Raw genomic sequence first — 21,163 nt, 5'->3', positions numbered from 1 at the left:
GCGACCGGGCTACTGCGGCGGGGTGAGGATCTCGAACCAGACCGTCGAGCCCCGCACGGTGGGATCGGTGCCCCAGGCGTCGCTCAACTCCTCGATCAGGCCCAGTCCCCGGCCCCGGCTGCTCAGGGTGTCCGTCCGGGCCCGGGTCACCGTGCCGCGTGAACCGGAGTCGGCCACCGACACGAGCAGCCGTTCCGGGCTCAGGTCGATCTCCACCCGGGCCGCCGTGCCGGCGTGCAGCAGGGCGTTCGTGGTCAGCTCACTGGTGCACAGCACCGCCGCCCCGATCACCGACTCGGCCACCTGCCATTCGGTGAGCTGGGCGGTCAGCCAGTGCCGTACCCGGCTGGGGGCGGTCGGCTCGGCCGGCACCTCCATCCGGGCCGACCGGCTCGGCCGCAGGGCGTACTCGACCGCGAGCACGGCCACGTCGTCCTCGGTGGCGCCGGGTACCGAGGCGGTGGCGGTGGCACACAACGCGCGGGGGTCGCCGCTGTGCGCCGCGGCCACCGACTCGGCCAGTCGCGCCAGGCCGTGCGAGAGCCCGTGTCGCCGTCGTTCCACCACCCCGTCGCTGAACAGCAGCAGGGTGTCCCCGGGCGGGAAGGCGACCGTGCAGGTGGCCGGCCGGTAGCCGACCCCCAGCGGGGCGCCGACCGGCACCGGCACGTACTCGGCTCTGGGCTCCCCGTCGGCGGAGCAGCGCCGGATCAGCGGCGCGGGGTGACCCGCGCTGGCCAGGGTGAGCAGTTCACCGGTGACATCGATGACCCCGAAGGCCACCGTGACGAACAGCTCGTGGGTGCCGGCCTCCGCCCCCAGGCTGCTGACCAGTCGGTCCAGCCCGACGAGCACCTGGTCCGGGCGGGGGTCGTTGAGGGCCAGGGCCCGCAGGGCGGCGCGTACCTGGCCCATCCGGGCGGCGGCCTGCACGTCGTGTCCGGCGACGTCGCCGAGCACCACCCCCAGGTCACCGGTGGGCAGCAGGAAGGCGTCGTAGAAGTCCCCACCGGCGGCGTTGCCGTCCACCCCCGGGTCGTAGCGCGCCGCGATCCGCAGCCGGGGCAGGCTGGGCAGGTTCTCCGGCAGCATGCTGCGCTGCAACAGTTGGGCGGTGCCGTGCTGGGTCTCGAAGCGGCGGGCCCGTTCGGTGGCCTGGCCGACCAGCTCGGCCGAGGCCTCCAGCAAGGCCCGCTCCTGGGCCGACCAGGTGTGCGCGGACCGGTAGCCGACCGTGAGGGCACCCCGTACCCCGACGGCCCGCAGGGGTACGGCCGCCAGGGCCCGGATCTTCTGGTCGTGCCGGTCGGCGGCTACCTCCCGCAGCGGCTCGCCGTCGGTGATGTAGTTGGCCCGCCCGGTGCGGGCGCTGACCGCCCCCGGGGCCGGCCAGTCCGCCGGACCCCGCCGCCACAGCGGGGGGAGCCGTTCGTCGGCCTCATCCACCAGTTCCCCCCGCACCCGCCGGGCCATCCGCCACCCACCGGCGTCGTCCACCGCGAAGGCGACCCGGTCGGCGTCGAAGGAGGTGATCGCGTAGCGCAGGGCTACCCGGGCCACGTCGTCCAGGGTGAGGGTGGCCGACAGGGCGGCGGCCAGATCGCTGATCCCCTGCAGCTGCCGGATGGCCGGGTTGGTCTCGGCGATCACGGACAGCACCCCGACGATGCGGCCCCGGCTGTCCCGGACCGGGGAGCAGGCCCGCACGTACTCGGCCTGGTCGAGCTGGCCGGGGGCCGGGCGCAGCGGCATGGTGGTCTCCCGTTCCAGGAACGGTTGACCGGTGCGGTAGGTGTGTTCCACGACGTCACCGATGCCCGGCATCGGCCACACCTCCGCGAAGACCTGCGGCGCGGGCTGCCCCAGGGCCTGGGGGTGTTTGTCGCCGATCAGTGCGGCGTACGCGTCGTTGTAGACCAGGAAGAACTCGTCGCCCAGGTGCAGCGCCATCGGGGCGGGGGAGGCGAGCACGATCTCGGCGGCGGCGCGTACCGCGGTGTCCCAGAACTCCGGGGGGCCGAGCCTGCTGGCGCTCCACTGATGGCGACCGACCAGGCCGGTGACGCCAGGCAGCCGCGCGCTCGACACGGGGCCTGCTGGCGTGGGGACTCGCCCGACCTTTCCTGGCATGACAGCAGCCTAGTCCGGACGGCCGAACAGTGTTTCGATCATCCGTCCCGGTGCGCCGCAGCCGGGGCATAAGGCCAGGTAAGAGCCCCTCTCTGGTGACCTGTCGGGAAAAAGGAGGGCAACGGCGCGGCGTGTGGCCTGAGGGAAGGGGTAAGCGCGTCGGGCAGACCATGCGACAGGAGGGACATCATGCCGGAAACCTTCGCGGCCAGGCAGGTCGATATCGGCACCGCCGTGGCCGACATGTGGAGGTCGGTGCTGCTGTTCGTACCGAGGGCCATCGCGTTCATCGCGATCCTGGTGGTCGGATGGCTCATCGCCAGAGCCGTACTCAAGATCGTTGACGCGGCCCTGGAACGGGTGGGGTTCGACCGGGCGGTCGAGCGGGGTGGCGTCAAACGGGCACTGGAACGAACGAAGTACGACGCCAGCGACATCCTGGCGAAGCTGGCGTACTACGCCGTGCTGCTGTTCACCTTGCAGTTCGCGTTCGGGGTCTGGGGGCCCAACGCGATCAGCAACCTGATCTCAGGGGTGGTGTCCTGGCTGCCACGAGCGTTCGTCGCGATCGTCATCGTGGTGATCGCCTTCGCCATCGCCAACGCCGTACGGGACATCGTCAGCGGTGCGCTGGGCGGCCTGTCCTACGGCAAGGTGCTGGCGGACCTGGCGGCGTTCTTCGTCATCGCCCTGGGTGTGATCGCGGCGCTGAACCAGGTGGGCATCGCCACCACGGTCACCACTCCGGTGCTGATCGCGGTACTCGCCACCGTGGCCGGCATCCTGATCGTCGGCGTGGGCGGTGGTCTCGTGAAGCCGATGCAGAACCGCTGGGAGGACTGGCTGCACCGCATCTCCGAGGAGTCGCGGGCCGTCCGTGAGCAGCGGCAGGGCGCGGCAGCCGGCCGCAGTGACATGCAGCGGCAGATGGCCGACCGGGCCGGTGCCGAGCGCAGTCAGGCGATGGCCGGTGGCCGGGGGACCCACCAGTCCGGCGCCGCCGGTGACGAGACCCAGCAGTTTCGTACCTGAGCACGGCAGCAGCGCACAACGGGTGTCCGCTCTCGGCGGGCACCCGTTGCCGTCACAGCGGCGAGGGCTGCGCGGCCGGGGTGTCCAGGGCGGCCGTCAGGGCGCAGACGGCGAGCAGCCGCACCAGCACCCAGTCGGCCTCCGACCAGTCGACCGGGTCGGTGGGCGGCTGCCAGCCGTGTTCGGTCGCGGCGGCCTCGATCCCCTCGGCGTACCCGGCCAGGGCCGGGGCCGTCAGCGGACGCTGATCGCCGTGCAGGCTGTCGCGTACCGCGGCGGCGTGCTGGTCGACGGCCGCGAGCAGTCCCGGCAGCTGGTGTGCCGCGGCCAGTCCGTCGAGGCCTACGGCGTTGACGAGTCCCACCAGGGTGGTGCGCGTCGAGTCGACGGCGGTGGCGGCGGGAACCTGGTTCGGGGGCACCTGCATGGAAAAGAAATCTATCCAACCCGGACCGGGAGCGTCCTCGTCCGCTCGGCCGGTCGGCCCCTCCACGGCCGGAGTCACCCCTTCGGTCACACGGTGCAACTCGGTGCGGACCGGGCAGGAGGGGACATCAGGAAGGGGACGACCGGAGCAGAATGCCCCGAACCGACCGCACCGCCCGGCGGCCGGGTGAGCAAACGCACAGCGGCCGGGAATCGGTGAGAAGGGGGCGATTCGGACCGGGCGGCGGTGCCCCGGTGGGTCAGTCCGGCGAGGGGCCGTCCGCGGAGGGACGCCGCCTTGCGGCGTCGTCGGCGATGATCACGGTGGCCACCATCAGCGCGACACAGAGGCTGAACAGCCAGGAGCTGTCCGCGACCAGCCGGGCGGAGACGGGTGCCTGCACGGCAGCGAGGAGGAAGCCGAGCCACGCCAGGCGACGCTGACGCGTGGTGAGGAAGCCGGAGCCCTGATGCATTCCGAAAGTCTTGCGCGCGATGCGGCCCTTGCCGTCAGCCGAACGGCCGATTCTGGCCGAGCTGTCCGATTTTCCGACCGTCCGGCCGGCACTTTCCGCATCGCGGGAGAACGATCACATCGTGTCGGGTCCGGTACGGCCGGTGGTGGAGGGGCGGTAGCCGCGCTCCGGGTCGGTCGGTTCCAGGTTGCTGCCGGGCACCTTCCGGCCCCGGTCGGCCGGCTCGGCCCCGTGCCCGAATTCGGCCTCCGCACCGGCGTCGTTGGCGGTCATGTCCTCGGCCTGCCCGTCCAGGGTGTTACGGGCCACGGCCCGGTCCAGTTCCTCCAGGGAGAGCCGTTCCTCTTCGCGCCAGGTCCTGTCGTCCGTCATGCCCTCAGCCGTACCCCGGCCCGGTCCCGGCAAACGGACGGCGACCATGGGCAGACAGGGGCGAGGGCCGCCGGTTGTCACCGGCGGCCCCTCGACCAGATCATGCTCAGGGCTGAGGTCGGTCGACCTTTCCGCGCCAGGCGCCGGTCTCCTGCCCGCGCCGCTCGATGAACTGCTTGAACCGTTGCAGGTCACCCTTGGCCCGCCGGTCGACCACGCCGAGCTTGTCCCCGGCCTGCTCGATCACCCCGTGCGGGTCGAACTCCAGTTGCAGGCTGACCCGGCTGCTGTGCTCGTCCAGCCGGTGGAAGGTCACCACCCCGGCGTGCTGGGTGCCGCCGGTGGAGCGCCAGGCCACCCGCTCGTCGGGCAGCTGCTCGGTGATCTCGGCGTCGAACTCCCGCTTGACCCCGGCGATCTCGACCGTCCAGTGGGTCATCGTGTCGGACAGCTGCCGTACGGACTCCACGCCCTCCATGAAGTGGGGGAACTCCTCGAACTGAGTCCACTGGTCGTACGCCGTCCGCACCGGGACGGCCACATCGACATGTTCGGTAACGCCACTCATCAGCATCCCTCCCTGCGCCGGCGAGGGCGGTGGACCTGGGTGGCCCACCTCACCAGCGCGTCGTCTCGTTCTTGTGCCCCAGCGCCGCCCAGACCTCGGACACGGTCTGGTACCGGGTGCCCTCCGGCAGCCGCTCCAGTGCGGCCAGCACGTCGTCGGGCGCCTCGTTCTCCCGCGCGTTGGCGAGCAGGGCGGCCCGGTCGCCGGGCAGGGCGGTCATCGTGATGAATCGCCCTAGCCGGCTGCGCGCCTCGACGTCCTCGGAGGTCATCCCCTGCGGAGTCCCGCTGCGCTGATCACCGCCCACGGCGGTGGTCGTCTCCGGCTGATCCTCGCCGGCCGGTTCCGGTACCCGGGTCTCGTCGACCCGCGAGCCACCGGTCCCCGGCCCTTGGACCAGGCCGTTGACCTCCTGGCCCATCTGGTCGTCGACCCTGGGTGCGTGCTTGCTGTTGCCGCGATCCATGTCTTCTGCGCTACCCGGCAGGGCGGGTGGTAAACCCGGCAAGCGGTCACGAACCGGCCGGGGATCGCGGGGGCAGCACCGGTTCGCTGGGGTCTGCGGCACCGGACTGGAGCACCCGACCGCGCTGGAGTTCGGCGTTGATCTGAACCCCGAGCATCAGCGCCGAGTTGGACAGGTAGAGCCAGACCAGGAAGGCGATGACCGCCCCGAGGCTGCCGTAGGTGGCGTCGTAGGAGCCGAAGTTCGCCACGTACAGCCCGAAGCCGAAGGAGGCCAGCATCCAGGCCAGCAGAGCCACCGCACCGCCGGGGGTCAGCCAGCGGAACCGGGGCTGACGCACGTTCGGGGCCACCCAGAACAGCAGGGACAGCAGCAGCATGGCGATCATCGCCAGGGCCGGCCACTTGGCCACCGCCCAGGCGGTGCGGGCCGCCCCGCCTGCACCGATCAGATCACCGACCGCGTCCGCCACCGGGCCGCTGACGATCAGACCGGCGGCGACCGTGGCCAGCAGGACCAGGGACAGGGCGGCCAGCCCGATCTGCATCGGACGCAGCCGCCACACCGGCCGTCCCTCGGCCACCCCGTAGATCGCGTTCGAGGCCCGGGTGAAGGAGGCGATGAAGTTCGAGGCCGACCAGAGGGCACCCAGCAGGCCGAAACTCAGCAGGACCCCGGCGGAGCTGTTCTGGTCCACCACCGCCCGGACCACCCCGACGAAACCCTCGTTGCCCACCACCGCTCCGGCACCCACCCCCCGGGCCAGGTCCAGCACGGTGTCGACGGTGCGTTCGCCGTCGGAGACGAGACCGACCAGGGCGACCACCACCACGGTGGAGGGGAAGAGGGCGAGCACCCCGTAGTAGGTGAGGGCGGCGGCCCAGTCCGTGCAGTTGTCCCGCAGGTAGTTGCGGCCGCTGCGGAGCAGCACCCCGCGCCAGGTCGACAGGTGCAACTGGCGGATCCGCCGGGGCAGCGGCGAGGTCGGGGCCTCGGCCGGAGGGAGGTCGGGGTTCGTCGTGGTCATCACCGCTCCTAGCCGTACGCGACCCAGGCCCGGCCGGTACCCGGTGCGAAACGACGACAAACCGCCGCCCTGGTTTACCGGCGAGACCGACGGGAAGACGACCCGGAATCCCAGCCGACGAAGGAGGAACCGAGATGCCCGGGCGCGAGGTACTGCCCAGCACGCTGCGGCGCTCCCCGGAGAAGGCCCAGCGCACCTGGGAGAAGACACACGATTCCGCGGTGCAGACCTACGGCGAGGGGCAGCGGGCGCACCGTGCGGCCTTCGCCGCCGTGAAGCACCAGTTCGAGAAGGTGGGCGACCACTGGGAGCCGAAGGGCCGCAAGGGTCCCAGCGACCGGCAGGCCGAAGGTGGGGGTCCGGAGCGTCGCGCACCCACCGCCGGTGGGGTGGACGCCAACGCACCCAAGGAGCATCTCCTTGAGGTGGCCCGCAAACTCGACATCCGGGGCCGGTCCAGCATGGCCAAACCGGAACTGGTCAAGGCCATCGAGAAGGCCAACGACCGGCTGACCCGCAAGGCCCGCGGCGGCTGACCCGGTGGTAGGCCCCTCGTAGGCGGTCCCGGTCGCAGCGGTACGCCCGCCACCGGGGCCGCACTGTCTCACCAGTGACCGCCGCCCGGGGCCTGAAGGTGCACCGCCTTCATGGCGGTGAACTCGTCGAGCAGTTCCGGCCCGTACCCGAAGCCCTGGCCGCTGCCCCGACGCGGATGGGCGGCACCGGCCGGGGCCCCGCCGAAGACCGCGTTCACCTTCACCGTGCCCACCGGCAACTCCCGCCAGGCCCGCTGGGCGTGACTCATCGACCTGGTCAACACCGTGGCGGCCAGCCCGTACGGCGAATCGGCGGCACAGCGCAGCGCCTCGCTGAACGAGTCGACCACCACCACCGGGGCCACCGGCCCGAAGGTCTCCTCCCGGACCAGGGTGAGGTCGTGCCGACAGTTGTCGACCACGGTGGCCGGATAGTAGGCGCCGGGCCCCTCGGGCAGGGTGCCGCCGACCCGGATCCGGGCCCCCTCGGCAGCCGCCGCGGTGACCTGCCCGTGCACCTGGTCCCGGTGGCGTCGGTCGACCAGCGGACCCAGGTCGGTCCGGGGGTCACGACCCGGCCCCACCCGCAGGGCGGCGGCCCGCTCCACCAGGGCGTCGACGAAGTCCTCCGCGATGTCCCGGTGGGCGTAGATCCGTTCCACCGCCACGCAGATCTGTCCCGCGTTGGCGAAGGCCCCCTGGGCCGCCTGCTCGGCCGCCCAGACCGGGTCGACCTCGGCGTCCACGATCAGCGGGTCGCTGCCGCCGTTCTCCAACAGCACCTTGGCGCCCCCGGCGGCGGCCGCCGCGGCGATCGCTCGGCCGGTGGCGGTGGAGCCGACATGCGCCACCACGTCCACCTCGGCGGCGGCCAGCGCGGCCCCCGTGGTCGGCCCGCCGGTGAGCAGGGACAGCACCCCGGCCGGCAGTGCGGAGTCCAGGGCCCGGGCCAGCAGCCACCCGGTGGCCGGAGTCCGTTCGCTCGGCTTGTGCAGCACCACGTTGCCGGTGACCAGGGCGGCCCCCAGCAGCCCACAGGCCACCGCCACGGGATCGTTCCAGGGGGTGAGGACGGCGACCACCCCGCGCGGCTCGGGGGTCATGAAGTCCAGGGCGGCGGGATCGCCGTGCAGGGTACGACCGCCGCGGGCCGGGGCCAGTTCGGCGTACTGGCGCAGGGTGGCGATGCCGGCCTCGACCCCGCCCCGGGCATCGGCCAGGGGCTTGCCCATCTCCGCGGTGGTGGCCTGGGCCAGCTCGTCGGCCACCTCGGCCACCGCCTCGGCGGCCCGCAGCAGGGCCGAGGCCCGCTCCGCCGCCGGGGTGCTGGCCCACTGGGCAGCCATCCCACGGGCCGCCGCCACGGCCTTGTCGACCTCGTCGGCCGGGGCGATCGGCGCGGTGCTCACCCGGTTGCCGTCCGAGGGGTCGCACACCACGAACTCGCCGTCGTCCCCGCCGGCCCCCCACACCCCACCGATCAGCTGCGTAACGGTGTACATGGGCGCTGCATGCCCCCGGTCGCGCCCGGCAAACGTTTCGCCCGGTTGGCCGCGGGGTAGCGTCCGTGGATGATTTCGCCGGGTTCCATCGGGGCCGAACGCGCCGACGCCCTCGTCATCGGAGCAGGGCACAACGGGCTGGTCGCCGCCAACCTGCTGGCCGACGCCGGTTGGGAGGTGGTGGTCCTGGAGGCCACCCAGGTGCCCGGCGGGGCGGTGCGTTCGGCCGAGGTCACCGCACCGGGTTACCTGAGCGACCTCTACAGCTCCTTCTACCCCCTGGGCTACGCCTCCCCGGTGCTGCGGGAACTGGAGTTGTCCCGTCACGGGCTGGCCTGGCGACACGCCCCGGACGTGCTGGCCCACCTGTTCCCCGACGGGCGGGCGGCGCTGCTCAACCGGGATCCGGCGGTCACGGCCGCCTCCCTGGAGGAGTTCGCCCCCGGTGACGGGCAGCGTTGGCTGACCGCGTACGACCAGTGGCGGCAGGTGTCCGACCCGATGATCGGCCTGATCACCAGGCCCTTCCCGCCGGTACGCGGGGGGCTGGACCTGCTGCGTCGGTTGCGGGTCGGCGGTTCGCTGCGGCTGGCCCGGCGGATGGTGCTGCCGGTACGCCGCCTCGGCGCGGAACTGTTCGCCGGTGCCGGCGGCACCGCCCTGCTGGCCGGCTCTGCCCTGCACACCGACCTGTCCCCCGAGGAGGCCGGCTCCGGGGTGTACGGCTGGCTGCTGGCGATGCTGGGACAGCAGGTCGGCTGGCCGGTGCCGGTGGGCGGGGCCCAGAAGATCACCGACGCCCTGGTGGCCCGGCTGACCGAGCGGGGTGGCCGGATCCACTACGGGGCCCGGGTCGACCGGGTGCTGATCGCCCGGGGTCGGGCGGTGGGGGTACGCACGGCCGGTGGACGCCTCTGGCGGGCCCGGCGGGCGGTGCTGGCCGATGTGCCCGCCCCGGCCCTCTACCTGGACCTGGTCGGCGCCGCCGCGCTACCGCCGAGGTTGGTGGCCGACCTGGAGCACTTCCGCTGGGACGGCTCCACCCTGAAGGTGGACTGGGCGCTGTCCGGGCCGATGCCGTGGCGCAACCGGGAACTGGCCACCGTAGGCACGGTGCACCTGGGCGCGGATCTCGACGGGCTGACCGGGTACTCCGCCGACCTGGCCCGGGGGAAACTGCCCCGTGATCCGTTCCTGCTGCTCGGGCAGATGTCCGTGGCCGACCCCAGCCACTCCCCGCCGGGCACGGAGTCCCTCTGGGCGTACACCCATCTGCCGTTCCGTCGGGACTGGCGGGCCGAGGAACTGATGACCCATGTCGAGCGGATGGAGGGGGTGCTGGAGGACGCCGCCCCCGGCTTCCGGAGCCTGGTCGTCGGCCGGCACGTCGCCGGGCCGGCCGAGTTGGAGCAGGCCAATCCGAGTCTGGTCGGTGGGGCGCTGGGCGGGGGCACGGCCGCGCCGTACCAGCAACTGTTCCTGCGCCCGGTCCCCGGCCTGGGACGGGCGGACACCCCGGTCGACCGGCTCTTCCTGGCCAGTTCGTCGGCGCACCCCGGCGGCGGGGTGCACGGCGCACCCGGCGCGAACGCCGCCCGGGCCGCGCTGGCCCGCGACGGCGTTCTCACCGGCGAGGTCTACCACCGGGCGGTACGCACCGCCCACCGTGCGATCTACCGCTGAACCGCCTCAGCCGTCCAGGTGACGATGCCGGGTACGCAGCTTGAACGGCATCAGGGCGCTTTCGATCTTGGTGGCGGTGGTCATCTTCGAGGCACCGTCCCGCCGCTCCTCGAACCGGATCGGCACCTCCAGGATGGTGTGCCCCAGCTTGGTGGCCAGGTAGTGCATCTCCACCTGGAAGCTGTAGCCGTTGGACTGCACCCGCTCCAGACCGATGTCACGCAACGCGTCCGCCCGCCAGATCTTGAACCCGGCGGTCAGGTCCCGGATCCGCACCCGCAGCAGGGTGTGCACGTAGAGGTTGGCCCAGCCGCTGAGGGCCCGACGGTACAACGGCCAGTTCTCGTCCAGCTCGCCACCGGGGACGTACCGCGACCCGATCACCACCCCGGCCTGGGTGGAGAGCAGGGCACCCAGCATGCCGGGCAGCGCCTCCGGGGGGTGCGACAGGTCGGCGTCCATCTGGGCGACGTACTCCGCGCCGCCGGCCAGGGCCCGCCCGATCCCGTCCACGTAGGCCCGCCCGAGACCCTCCTTGCCGGGCCGGTGCACCACCTCGATGCGCTCGGGATGCTCGATGGCCAGCTTGTCGGCCACCTCGCCGGTGCCGTCCGGGGAGTTGTCGTCGGCGACCAGCACCTTCAGGCCGGGCAGCGGCAGAGCGAGGAGCCGCTCGACCAGGGTCGGCAGGTTGCCGGCCTCGTTGTAGGTCGGCACCACGACAGTCAGGCGCACGTCCCGCCACGGCGAGGGTAACTGGACGGGTTCGATCATGGGGGACATCCTCAATCTGCGAACAGGGTCCTTCAGAGAGTAGCCAGTTGCCCCTTCCGGGGCGAAATGGCTCCCCCGCCCGTTCTTCACCGCTACGCCGACGTGGGCTTCCGTGCGCAGCGCGGTCAGTCCTTCTGCCGCCGGGCGATGTCGGCGAGCCGGTTGAGGGTCTCCCGGTTGCGCAGGTGCAGCACCAGATCGTTGAGTTTGGTACGGATCCAGCGCAGCGGACCGGCGGCGAAGTCCTCGCCGAGGGACACCCGGGTGGCCTCCGGCCCGACCGGTTCCAGGGTGAACACCACCACGGCCTCCCCGGCCGGCCAGAGCTTCACCCGCAGCACCAGCTTGCGTTCCGGCTCACACTCCAGCACCACGGAGGAGTCCTCCAGGGAGAAGGGCCAGGGCCCGGCCCGATGGTGCAGGCGGGTGCCGACCGCCGGCCAGCCGTCGTCCACGTCCCGCATGTGGGCGGTGCCGACCACCCAGTCGCTGTAGGTCCAGCCGTCCGCGAGCACCGCCCAGACCTGCCCGACCGGGGCCTCGATCACCCGCTGCACGATCGCCATCGGGTCTCCCTACCCAGCCCGCCGGGCCGGCTAACGGCAGGCGGGTTAGCTTCTCCGGGGCGACGGGTAAGGCCACCGCTGGCGGCGTCACCGGCCGCCGACGCGCCGGCCTCGTCCGCCGCGTCGCAGTCGACGTTTACTCCTCGGGGCGCCGGGAACCCGCCGCCCGTGCGAGGGGACCATGGGCAACCGGATCAGCGCAGGCCAGCCGAGGTGGCGGCCGGCGCGGGACCGGCCGGTCGCGGGTCCGGACTGTTCGACGCGGTGCTGCTGGACCGCGACGGCACCCTGATCGAGGACGTGCCGTACAACGGTGATCCGGACAAGGTACGGGCCATGCCCGGCGCCCGCGCGGCGCTGGACCGGCTGCGGGCCGCCGGTCTGCGACTCGCCGTGGTGACCAACCAGTCCGGGCTGGCCCGGGGCCTGTTCACCCAGGGGCAACTGGAGCGGGTGCACGACCGGGTCGAGGAGCTGTTGGGGCCCTTCGACAGTTGGCAGGTGTGCCCGCACGACGACGGGGACGCCTGTGTCTGCCGCAAACCGGCCCCGGGTCTGGTGTACGCCGCAGCCGAGGCCCTGGGCACCGTGCCGGCCCGCTGCGTGCTGATCGGTGACATCGGACGGGACGTCACTGCGGCCCTGGCCGCCGGGGCGGCCGGTGTCCTGGTGCCCACCCCGGTCACCCGGGCCGAGGAGATCGCCGCGGCCCCCTGGGTGGCCGACGACCTGCCCTCGGCGGTAGGGGAGATCCTGCGCCGCCAGCAGGCCCTGCGACCCGCCCCCGCCGGGGCCCCGCCCGATCGGGGACGGACCGTGCTGGTGGTGCGGTCGGACTCGGCGGGCGACGTGCTGGTGACCGGGCCGGGAATCCGGGCGGTGGCCGCCGGAGCCGACCGGGTGGTGCTGCTCTGCGGCCCCCGCGGACGGGCCGCCGCCGACCTGCTGCCGGGGGTCGACGAGGTGGTGGAGCACCGGTTGCCGTGGATCGACCCGGCACCCGCACCGGTCGAGGCGGCGGAGATGACCGCCCTGGTGGCCCGGCTGGCCGCCGTAGGGGCCGAGGAGGCGGTGATCTTCACCTCCTTCCACCAGTCGCCGCTGCCGTTGGCCCTGCTGCTGCGGATGGCCGGGGTGGCCCGGATCGCCGCGATCAGCGACGACTACCCCGGGGCCCTGCTGGACGTGCGGCACCGGGTACCGCCCGGGGTGCCGGAGGCCGAACGCGCCCTGTCCCTGGCCGCAGCGGCGGGCTATCCCCTGCCCCCGGGCGACCAGCCCCGACTGCGGTTGCGTCCGGCCCCGCCGCCGCCACCCGAGGCCGGTGCGCCCGGGTACGTGGTGCTGCATCCCGGGTCGGCGGCCCAGGCCCGGGGCTGCCCACCGGAGGTGGCCGAGCGGATCTGCCGGCACCTGGTGCGCGCCGGGCACCGGGTGGTGGTCACCGGGGATGCCCGGGAACGCGACCTGACCGCCCGGGTGGCCGGTGCTCACGCGGTGGACCTGGGCGGGCGGACCGGGCTGGCCGAACTGTCCGGGGTGGTCGCGGCGGCCGGTGCGGTCGTGGTGGGAAACACCGGCCCGGCACACCTGGCCGCCGCCCACGAGGTGCCGGTGGTCAGCCTCTTCGCCCCCACGGTCCCCTTCGGACAGTGGGGCCCCTGGCGGGTGCCGACCGTACGCCTGGGCGACGCCACCGCCCCCTGCCGCGACACCCGGGCCGCGCGCTGCCCGGTACCCGGACACCCCTGCCTGAGCCGGGTGGAACCGGACGCCGTCCTGGCCGCCCTGCGGTTGCTGGACGTGCCGGTAGCCAGCAGCGGGAACAGCCGATGAACATCCTGCTCTGGCACGTGCACGGCTCCTGGACCACCTCCTTCGTGCACGGCAAACACCGGTACCTGGTACCGGCCACCCCGGACCGAGGGCCGTACGGCCTGGGTCGGGCCCGCACCTACACCTGGCCGGACAGCGCGGCCGAGGTGAGCCCGGAGCAGTTGCGTACCGCCGAGGTGGACCTCGTCATCCTGCAACGCCCGGAGGAGTTGGACCTGGCCACCGAATGGCTGGGCCGCCGGCCCGGCGTGGACCTGCCGGCGATCTACGTGGAGCACAACACCCCCAAGGACGGCGAGGTCCCGCACAGCCGTCACCCCATGGCCGACCGGGACGACCTGCTGATCGCGCACGTCACCGCGTTCAACGAACTCTTCTGGGACACCGGGGCCACCCGGACCACGGTCATCGACCACGGCATCGTGCCACCGGCGGTGGAGTACACCGGGGAACTGGACCGGCTGGCGGTGGTGATCAACGAGCCGGTACGCCGGTGGCGGGTCACCGGGACCGACCTGCTGCCCCGGTTCGCCGAGATCGCCCCGCTGGACGTGTTCGGCATGAAGGTGGCCGGGCTGGCCGACCACCTGGGGCTGCCCGCCGACCGGCTGACCAGCCACGACGACGTCCCGCAGCACCGGATGCACGCCGAGTTGGCGCGCCGCCGGGCGTACCTGCACCTGTGCCGGTGGACCTCGCTCGGGCTGAGCCTGATCGAGGCGATGAGCATCGGCATGCCGGTGGTGGCGCTGGCCACCACGGAGGCGGCGATGGCGGTGCCGCCGCAGGCCGGTGCGCTCTCCACCCGGGTGGACACCCTGCTGGCGGCCGCCGCCGACCTCGTCGCCCAGCCGCAGCAGGCCCGCCGGGCGGGTCGGGCGGCCCGGGTCGCCGCCCGGGAGCGCTACGGCCTCGACCGTTTCCTCGCCGACTGGGACCGGCTGCTGGAGGAGGAAGTATGCGGATAGCGATGATCTCGGAGCACGCCAGCCCGCTAGCCATCCTGGGCAGCGAGGACGCCGGTGGTCAGAACACCCATGTCGCGGAGCTGTCCGCCGCGCTGGTCGCCGCCGGGCACGAGGTACGGGTCTACACCCGGCGCGACGCGGTCGACCTGCCGGTGACCGTACCCACCCCGGACGGCTACGAGGTGGTGCACGTACCGGCCGGGCCGGCCGAACCGGTGGCCAAGGACGCCCTGCTGCCGCACATGCGCCCCTTCGGGGCCTGGCTGGTGGAGCAGTGGCGCGGCGGGGACTGGACCCCCGAGGTGATCCACGCGCACTTCTGGATGAGTGGACTGGCCGCCCTCCAGGCCGGCCGGGCCCTCGGGATCCCGGTGGTGCAGACCTACCACGCCCTGGGCACGGTCAAGCGCCGTCACCAGGGGGTGCAGGACACCAGCCCGGCCCGCCGCATCGGCTACGAACTCCAGTTGGGCCGCTCCGTCGACCGGGTCGTCGCCCAGTGCCGGGACGAGGTCGGTGAGCTGGTCCGGATGGGAGTGCCCCGCTCGGCGATGACCGTCATCCCCTCCGGGGTGAACCTGGCCACCTTCGCCCCGCTGGGCCCGGCCGCCGAGCGGGAACCGGACCGGCCCCGGATCCTCACAGTCGGGCGGCTGGTGGAACGCAAGGGGTTCCAGACCGTGGTGCGGGCCATGGCCCACGTACCCGAGGCGGAGTGTGTGGTCGTGGGTGGGCCACCGGCCGGGTTGCTGGAGGCCGACCCGTACGCCCGGCGGTTGCGGGCCCTGGCCGGCAGTTGCGAGGTGGCCGACCGGGTCCGGCTGGTGGGGGCGGTGCCCCGGGAGGAGATGGGCCGCTGGTACCGGTCGGCGGACATCCTGGTCGCCGCCCCCTGGTACGAACCCTTCGGCCTGACCCCCCTGGAGGCGATGGCCTGCGGGGTACCCGTGGTGGCCACCGCCGTCGGGGGGCTGCGGGACACCGTGGTCGACGGGGTGACCGGGGATCTGGTGCCGGCCCGGGATCCCCGGTCGTTGGGCGAGGCGCTGCGGCGGCTGCTGGACGACCGGATCCGCCGGTTCGCCTACGCGGGCGCGGCCCGGGCCCGGGCCCGGCAGCACTACTCCTGGACGGTGACCGCCCAACGGCTGGTCGAGGTGTACGCCGAGGTGGTCGCCGTACGTCGGCCGACCCGGGTGGTGGCCTGATGCCGGCGACCACCCTGTTGGAGCGGCACCTGGCCAACCTGGCGGTGGCCCTGCCGCCGTATCGACGGTGCGAGCCGCTGCTCGCCAGGTGGGGGGCCACCCTGGCCCGGCGGCTCACCAACGGCGGTCGGCTGCTGGTGGCCGGCAACGGCGGCAGCGCCGCCGAGGCCCAACACCTGACGGCCGAACTGGTCGGCAAGTTGCGTGAGGACCGGCAGCCCCTGTCCGCGATCGCCCTGCACGCCGAAACCTCGGCGTTGACCGCGATCGGCAACGACTACGGCTACGACGAGGTCTTCGCCCGCCAGGTCCGAGCCCACGGCCGGCCGGAGGACGTACTGCTGCTGCTGTCCACCAGCGGCGGCAGCGGCAACCTGCTGGCCGCCGCCCGGGCCGGCCGGGAGACCGGGCTGAGCTGCTGGGCTCTCACCGGCCCGGCACCGAACCCCCTGGCCGAGGTCTGCCACGAGGTGCTGGCCGTGGAGTCGACGGACAGCCAGGTGGTGCAGGAACTGCACCTGGTCTCCAGCCACCTGCTCTGCGAGTACGTCGAACAGGCGCTGCCGGACTGCCTGCCGGTGCCGGAGCCGCCGACGGTCGCGCCGGCGGTGGTGCCGGAGCGGTCCACGGTCGCGCCGGCGGTGGGTCCGGTCCGGGCCGGTGTCGAGGTGGTGCTGGACGGCGACGTCGGGCGACCGGTCGAGGCGTGAGGAGGCAATCGTGACAGGACCCGTGGTGGTGCTCGGCGACACCCTGCTCGACCGCGACGTCGAGGGCGTGGTGAACCGGCTCTGTCCGGACTCGCCGGTGCCGGTGCTCGACGAGCTCACCCACCTGGACCGGCCGGGCGGGGCGGGGCTGGCCGCCGTCTTCGCGGCTGCCCAGGGCGCCGAGGTGGTGCTGATCACCGCGCTGGCCGAGGACGCCGGTGCGGCCCGCCTGGGGGTGCTGCTGGCCGCCGCCGGGGTGCAGGTGTATCCGTTGCCGCTGACCGGGGCCACCCCGGAGAAGATCCGGCTGCGGGCCGGTGGGCGGGTGCTGCTGCGCCACGACCGGGGTGGTGGCGCCGGCGAGCCGGGGGAGCCCGCAGCGGCCGTGCTGCGGGTGATCGAACGGGCCTCCGTGGTGCTGGTCAGCGACTACGGCCGGGGGGTGGCCCGGCAGCCGGCGCTGCGGGCGGCCCTGGCGGCCACCCGGGCCCCGGTGGTCTGGGATCCGCACCCACGCGGACCGGCGGCCGTGCCCGGGGTGCACCTGGCCACCCCGAACGAGGCCGAGGTGCGGCACCTGGTGGAGGCGCCGGTCGGGGCTACCCGGTTGGCCACCGCCGCCGAGGGGGCCGAGCGGCTGCGGCAGCGGTGGCGCTCGGGCGCGGTCGCGGTGACCCTGGGGGCTGAGGGCGCCCTGCTCAGTCAGGCCGACTCCACCCCCCTGATGGTGCCCGCTCCGGTCGCCGCCGAGGGGGACACCTGCGGGGCGGGAGACCGGTTCGCGGCCACCGCCAGCCTGGCCCTGGCCGGTGGGGCGGTGGTCTCCGAGGCGGTCCGGGAGGCCGTCACCGAGGCCTCGGCGTACGTGGCCGAGGGGGGAGTGGCCACCGCCCTGCCACCGCCGGTCCGGCGGGCCCCGCAGCCGGTGCACACCCCGGCCGCCGAGGACCGGGTGGGGGTGGCCGCGGCCGCCGCCGTGGTGGCCCGGGTCCGGGCCGCCGGGGGCACCGTGGTGGCCACCGGCGGCTGTTTCGACCTGCTGCACGCCGGTCACCTGGCCACCCTCCAGGCCGCCCGGCAACTCGGCGACTGCCTGGTGGTGTGCCTGAACTCCGATGCCAGCGTCACCGGGCTCAAGGGCCCGCAGCGGCCGGTCACCGGGCAGGTCGACCGGGCTCGGCTGCTGGCCGCGTTGAGCTGCGTCGACGCGGTGGTGATCTTCGAGGAGTCGACCCCGGCGGCGGCCCTGTCCTGGCTGCGACCGGACATCTGGGTCAAGGGTGGCGACTACGCCACCGGTGGGGCCGAGGCCCTGCCCGAGGCGGAGATCCTGCGCCGCTGGGGCGGCCACAGCGTGGTGGTGCCCTACCTGGACGGCCGCTCCACCACCGGCCTGATCGCGGCCACCCGGGCCACCGGAGCCCTGGCATGAGCACCCCGGAGATCGGCCGGACGGTGCTGGTCACCGGCGGTTCCAGCGGTCTGGGCGCGGCCGTGGTCGCCGCGGTGGCCCGATCCGGCGGCCGACCCCTGGTGCTCGACCGGCAGGCCCCCGCCGACGGGGTGCCGTGGATCGAATGCGACCTGGCCGACACCCGGGGGGCGGAGCAGGCCACCCGTCGGCTGGTCGAGCGGACCGGGGGACTGGACGCGGTGGTCACCGCGGCCGGCATCGACGTGCCCGGTCGACTGGCCGAGGTGCCCGGCGAGACCTGGGACCGGATCGTGGCCGTGGACCTGCTGGCCACCGCCGCGGTGATCCGGGCGGCGCTGCCCTTCCTGACGGCCTCCCGGGGCCACATCGTCACGGTGGCCTCCACCCTGGGGCTGAAGGCGGTCAGTGACGCCACCGCGTACTGCGCGGCCAAGTTCGGGGTGGTCGGGTTCACCCGGGCGCTCGCCGCCGAGCTGGCCGGGACGGTGGGGGTGACCCTGCTGATCCCGGGCGGGATGCGGACGGCCTTCTTCGACGACCGGGACCCGCAGTACCGGCCCGGCCCGGACGCCATCCTCAACGAGCCCGGGGACACCGCCGCCGCGATCATGTTCGCCCTGTCCCAGCCCGCCGGCTGCGCGGTCCGCGAGCTGGTGGTCTGCGCCGAGCAGGAAACCTCCTACCCGTGATCCTGGCCCTGCGTGCCCTGGGCGTCGGCGACCTGGCCACGGCGGTCCCGGCGCTGCGGGGGTTGCGGGCGGCGTACCCCGATTCGGAGTTGGTGCTGGCCGCGCCGGCCTGGCTGGCGCCGCTGGTCGAGCTGGTCGGCGGGGTCGACCGGCTGCTGCCGACCGCCGGGCTGAACCGGCTGGACCGACCCGGGACGGCGGTCGAGGTGGCGGTCAACCTGCACGGCCGGGGACCGGACTCGCACCGGCTGCTGGCCACCGTGGACCCCGGCCGGTTGCTGGCCTTCGCCAACCCCGAGGCCGGACATCTGGACGGGCCGGGGTGGGCCGACGAGGAGCACGAGGTGGCGCGGTGGTGCCGGCTGCTGGCCGACCACGGCATCCCGGCCGACCCCACCGACCTGGAGCTGCGCCGACCGCCGCGGTCGAACCTGGCCGGGGTGACCGTGCTGCATCCCGGGTCCAAGGTGGCGGCCAAGCGGTGGCCACCCGACCGGTACGCGGCCCTGGCCCGGCGGCTGAGCGAGCAGGGACACCGGGTGGTGCTGACCGGCAGTGCCCGGGAACGCTCGACGGTGGCCCGGATCGCGGCGCGGGCCGGCCTGCCCCCGGAGGCGGTGCTGGCCGGGGGGACCGACCTGGCCGGGCTGGCGGCCCTGGTGGCCGACGCCCGCCTGGTGGTCAGCGGGGACACCGGGGTGGCGCACCTGGCCACCGGCTACCGCACCCCCTCGGTGGTGCTCTTCGGCCCGGTACCGCCCAGCCGGTGGGGGCCGCCGCCGGAGCGGCGACGGCACCGGGTGCTCTGGGCCGGGCCGGGGGCATGGCCGGACTGGGACGGGGTAGGTAGTCACCCCACGATGGCCGCGCTCGATCTCGATCGGGTGCTGGGGGCCGTCGACGAGGTGGAACGGGCGGTGCGTGCGGACCGTGCGGTTGCGGCGTAGCGATCCGGGTCGGCCGGGGTACGGACGCCGCCGGCGCGGCCAGGGCTGGTCGTACCTGGGGCCGGACGGCACCCCGGTGGGCGATCCCGACGAGCTGGCCCGGTTGCGGGCCCTGGTCATCCCGCCGGCCTGGCGGCAGGTCTGGATCTCGCCGTACCCCAACGGGCACATCCAGGCCACCGGGATCGACGCCGCCGGCCGCAAGCAGTACCTCTATCACCCCCTCTGGCGGCAGCGTCAGGATCAGGCGAAGTTCGACCATGTGCTGGAGGTGGCCCGGCGGCTGCCGGTGCTGCGGGAGCGGGTGGGCCGGGATCTGGCCGGGCGGGGGCTGCGCCGGGAACGGGTGCTGGCCACGGTGACCCGTCTGTTGGACATGGGCACCTTCCGGGTCGGCGGGGACCAGTACGCCGCCGGTGAGGACCCGACCTTCGGGGTGGCCACCCTGCGTCCGGAGCACGCCCGGCTGCGGCAGGGCTGTGTGGTCTTCGCCTTCCCCGCCAAGGGGGGTGTGGAGCAGGTGCGGTCGGTCTCCGACCCGCAGCTCTGCCAGGTGCTGGTCGACCTGCGTAGACGGCGCCGGGCGGCCCAGCGGCTGTTCGGCTACTGGGACGGGCGGGACTGGCGGGACGTGCGGGCCGACGAGGTCAACGACTATCTGCGTGCGGCCAGCGGCGGGGAGATGACCGCCAAGGACTTCCGGACCTGGCACGCGACCGTACGGGCGGCCACCGAACTGGCCGCGCTCGGGGCACCCCGGTCGGTGACGGCCCGTCGTCGGGCGGTGGCGGGGGTGATGCGGGAGGTGGCCCAGCTGCTGGGCAACACCCCGACGGTGGCCCGTACCTCCTATGTGGATCCCCGGGTGGTCGACCTGTTCCACGACGGGGTGCTGGCGCCGGTGCGCCCGGACACCCCTCGTGACCAGGCCGAGCGGGCGGTGCTGACCCTGTTGGAGCGGGCCTGAGGGGGCCTGCTCAGGCCGGGCCCGAGGCGCGGTTGCGGATCAGCACCTCGACCCCGTCGAGCATCCGTTCCAGGCCGAAGCGCCAGTCCTCGTCGGGGTGCTCCTCCTCGTCGAAGGTCTCGGCCAGCAGTTCGTGGATGGCGGGGTACGGGCCGGGGGCGGTGAGCACGGCCAGGTTGCGCCAGTAGCGCAGGCCCACCTCCTCGGGGGTCTGCCCGGACCGGGCGGCGGCCTCGGCGAGATCCACACTGATCATGGCCCAGCTGCGCGCGTACCCGCTGACCAGCATGATGGTGGAGATCCGCTCGGTGGCCCGCAGCCCGGTGCCGCGCAGGGCTACCAGCCCGTACTCGAACCAGCGGACCTGGTTCGGGTTGATCGGGGGGCCGCTGATCGCCACATGTCGCATCCAGGGCTGTCGGCGCAGCGCCACGAGGTTGCCCTCACCCCAGCGGGCCAGGGCGGATCGCCAGCCCTCCTCGGGGCCGCGAGGTGGCGGCGGCGGGCCGAAGGCGGTGTCGACCATGAGGTCCAGCAGGTCGTGTTTGGTCGGCACGTACCGGTACAGCGACATGGTCGACACCCCCAGCTCGCTGGCGACCCGGCTCATCGACACCGCGGGCAGCCCCTCGGCCTGGGCGACCTGGATGCCGGTGGCGACCACCTGTTCCAGGCTGAGACTGCGCTTGGGGCCGCGACTGGACCGGTCGCGCAGCCCCCACGCGAGCGCGATGTTCTCGGGCAGTTCGACCTCGCCCACCCCACCTCCCAGTAACGGCTTGACCGCCATCCTAACTTCTGCGTACGGTCTACGCATTAAAGCGTATGACGTACGCAGATCAACG

Annotated in this window: 22 protein-coding genes; 11 read left to right on the top strand and 11 right to left on the bottom strand. The window is 73.7% G+C overall.

The window, feature by feature from the left end:
- Positions 1-9: 9 nt before the first annotated feature.
- Positions 10-2,130, bottom strand: a complete 2,121-nt coding sequence (locus ACGFIK_RS16450; protein ID WP_393340016.1) for a SpoIIE family protein phosphatase — start codon at positions 2,128-2,130, stop codon at positions 10-12.
- A gap of 189 nt (positions 2,131-2,319) precedes the next feature.
- Here ACGFIK_RS16450 and ACGFIK_RS16445 point away from each other — a divergent pair, with 189 nt between their 5' ends.
- Positions 2,320-3,162, top strand: coding sequence for a hypothetical protein (locus tag ACGFIK_RS16445; protein ID WP_357530822.1), 843 nt, complete (start codon positions 2,320-2,322; stop codon positions 3,160-3,162).
- A 52-nt stretch (positions 3,163-3,214) separates the two neighbouring features.
- On the opposite strand, the gene ACGFIK_RS16440 is transcribed toward ACGFIK_RS16445, so the two are convergent.
- The 6 genes from ACGFIK_RS16440 to ACGFIK_RS16415 all read right to left on the bottom strand — a co-directional run bounded on the left by ACGFIK_RS16440 (position 3,215) and on the right by ACGFIK_RS16415 (position 6,497).
- Positions 3,215-3,589, bottom strand: a complete 375-nt coding sequence (locus ACGFIK_RS16440) for a DUF6401 family natural product biosynthesis protein (RefSeq protein ID WP_327026865.1) — start codon at positions 3,587-3,589, stop codon at positions 3,215-3,217.
- A gap of 259 nt (positions 3,590-3,848) precedes the next feature.
- A complete protein-coding gene (locus ACGFIK_RS16435; protein WP_327026864.1) occupies positions 3,849-4,064 on the bottom strand; it encodes a hypothetical protein in 216 nt (71 codons plus the stop codon).
- A 114-nt stretch (positions 4,065-4,178) separates the two neighbouring features.
- Positions 4,179-4,436: a hypothetical protein gene (locus ACGFIK_RS16430; protein ID WP_327026863.1), complete on the bottom strand. Its 258-nt coding sequence runs from the start codon at positions 4,434-4,436 to the stop codon at positions 4,179-4,181.
- Between the two features lie 106 nt (positions 4,437-4,542).
- Positions 4,543-5,004, bottom strand: coding sequence for an SRPBCC family protein (locus tag ACGFIK_RS16425; protein ID WP_013732637.1), 462 nt, complete (start codon positions 5,002-5,004; stop codon positions 4,543-4,545).
- A gap of 49 nt (positions 5,005-5,053) precedes the next feature.
- Positions 5,054-5,470: a DUF2795 domain-containing protein gene (locus ACGFIK_RS16420; protein WP_327026862.1), complete on the bottom strand. Its 417-nt coding sequence runs from the start codon at positions 5,468-5,470 to the stop codon at positions 5,054-5,056.
- A 46-nt stretch (positions 5,471-5,516) separates the two neighbouring features.
- Positions 5,517-6,497 carry a YihY/virulence factor BrkB family protein gene (locus ACGFIK_RS16415; protein WP_327026861.1) on the bottom strand — a complete coding sequence of 327 codons (981 nt, stop codon included), beginning with the start codon at positions 6,495-6,497 and terminating at the stop codon, positions 5,517-5,519.
- Positions 6,498-6,631: 134 nt separating this feature from the next.
- On the opposite strand from ACGFIK_RS16415, the gene ACGFIK_RS16410 reads away from it, so the two are divergent.
- Positions 6,632-7,033 (top strand): ChaB family protein, encoded by a 402-nt coding sequence (locus tag ACGFIK_RS16410; protein ID WP_327026860.1) that lies wholly within the window; start codon positions 6,632-6,634, stop codon positions 7,031-7,033.
- Positions 7,034-7,101: 68 nt separating this feature from the next.
- Here ACGFIK_RS16410 and ACGFIK_RS16405 read toward each other — a convergent pair whose 3' ends face one another.
- Positions 7,102-8,535, bottom strand: coding sequence for an aldehyde dehydrogenase family protein (locus tag ACGFIK_RS16405; RefSeq protein ID WP_393340011.1), 1,434 nt, complete (start codon positions 8,533-8,535; stop codon positions 7,102-7,104).
- Between the two features lie 69 nt (positions 8,536-8,604).
- On the opposite strand from ACGFIK_RS16405, the gene ACGFIK_RS16400 reads away from it, so the two are divergent.
- Positions 8,605-10,218, top strand: a complete 1,614-nt coding sequence (locus ACGFIK_RS16400) for an NAD(P)/FAD-dependent oxidoreductase (protein WP_327026858.1) — start codon at positions 8,605-8,607, stop codon at positions 10,216-10,218.
- Positions 10,219-10,224: 6 nt separating this feature from the next.
- On the opposite strand, the gene ACGFIK_RS16395 is transcribed toward ACGFIK_RS16400, so the two are convergent.
- Positions 10,225-10,992, bottom strand: a complete 768-nt coding sequence (locus ACGFIK_RS16395; RefSeq protein ID WP_327026857.1) for a polyprenol monophosphomannose synthase — start codon at positions 10,990-10,992, stop codon at positions 10,225-10,227.
- 125 nt (positions 10,993-11,117) lie between these two features.
- The gene (locus ACGFIK_RS16390) at positions 11,118-11,558 is read right to left on the bottom strand and encodes an SRPBCC family protein (RefSeq protein ID WP_327026856.1); all 441 of its coding nucleotides are present in this window, start codon (positions 11,556-11,558) and stop codon (positions 11,118-11,120) included.
- Between the two features lie 213 nt (positions 11,559-11,771).
- Here ACGFIK_RS16390 and ACGFIK_RS16385 point away from each other — a divergent pair, with 213 nt between their 5' ends.
- The 8 genes from ACGFIK_RS16385 to ACGFIK_RS16350 are packed head-to-tail and all read left to right on the top strand — an operon-like array spanning position 11,772 to position 20,318.
- Positions 11,772-13,394, top strand: a complete 1,623-nt coding sequence (locus ACGFIK_RS16385) for an HAD-IIIA family hydrolase (RefSeq protein ID WP_393340008.1) — start codon at positions 11,772-11,774, stop codon at positions 13,392-13,394.
- Positions 13,391-14,362 (top strand): glycosyltransferase, encoded by a 972-nt coding sequence (locus ACGFIK_RS16380; RefSeq protein WP_327026855.1) that lies wholly within the window; start codon positions 13,391-13,393, stop codon positions 14,360-14,362. The genes ACGFIK_RS16385 and ACGFIK_RS16380 overlap by 4 nt, the downstream gene beginning before the upstream one ends.
- The gene (locus ACGFIK_RS16375) at positions 14,353-15,570 is read left to right on the top strand and encodes a glycosyltransferase (protein WP_327026854.1); all 1,218 of its coding nucleotides are present in this window, start codon (positions 14,353-14,355) and stop codon (positions 15,568-15,570) included. Before ACGFIK_RS16380 ends, ACGFIK_RS16375 begins: the two co-directional genes overlap by 10 nt.
- Entirely contained in the window at positions 15,567-16,280 is a 714-nt protein-coding gene (locus ACGFIK_RS16370) for an SIS domain-containing protein (protein WP_393340169.1), read from the top strand. The genes ACGFIK_RS16375 and ACGFIK_RS16370 overlap by 4 nt, the downstream gene beginning before the upstream one ends.
- Positions 16,281-16,290: 10 nt before the next feature.
- Positions 16,291-17,712: a PfkB family carbohydrate kinase gene (locus ACGFIK_RS16365; protein WP_327026853.1), complete on the top strand. Its 1,422-nt coding sequence runs from the start codon at positions 16,291-16,293 to the stop codon at positions 17,710-17,712.
- Positions 17,709-18,404 (top strand): SDR family oxidoreductase, encoded by a 696-nt coding sequence (locus tag ACGFIK_RS16360; protein WP_327026852.1) that lies wholly within the window; start codon positions 17,709-17,711, stop codon positions 18,402-18,404. Before ACGFIK_RS16365 ends, ACGFIK_RS16360 begins: the two co-directional genes overlap by 4 nt.
- Complete coding sequence (locus ACGFIK_RS16355; protein ID WP_327026851.1) at positions 18,401-19,351, top strand: glycosyltransferase family 9 protein; 951 nt, start codon at positions 18,401-18,403, stop codon at positions 19,349-19,351. Before ACGFIK_RS16360 ends, ACGFIK_RS16355 begins: the two co-directional genes overlap by 4 nt.
- Positions 19,335-20,318 carry a DNA topoisomerase IB gene (locus ACGFIK_RS16350; protein WP_393340166.1) on the top strand — a complete coding sequence of 328 codons (984 nt, stop codon included), beginning with the start codon at positions 19,335-19,337 and terminating at the stop codon, positions 20,316-20,318. Before ACGFIK_RS16355 ends, ACGFIK_RS16350 begins: the two co-directional genes overlap by 17 nt.
- Positions 20,319-20,328: 10 nt before the next feature.
- On the opposite strand, the gene ACGFIK_RS16345 is transcribed toward ACGFIK_RS16350, so the two are convergent.
- Positions 20,329-21,078 carry a TetR/AcrR family transcriptional regulator gene (locus ACGFIK_RS16345; protein ID WP_327026850.1) on the bottom strand — a complete coding sequence of 250 codons (750 nt, stop codon included), beginning with the start codon at positions 21,076-21,078 and terminating at the stop codon, positions 20,329-20,331.
- Positions 21,079-21,163 lie beyond the last annotated feature (85 nt).

This window comes from Micromonospora sp. NPDC048871 (assembly GCF_043198155.1).
Classification (GTDB): Bacteria; Actinomycetota; Actinomycetes; order Mycobacteriales; family Micromonosporaceae; genus Micromonospora.
The sequence above is the reverse complement of the archived record's forward strand: the minus strand, read 5'-3'. Positions and strand labels throughout refer to the sequence as shown.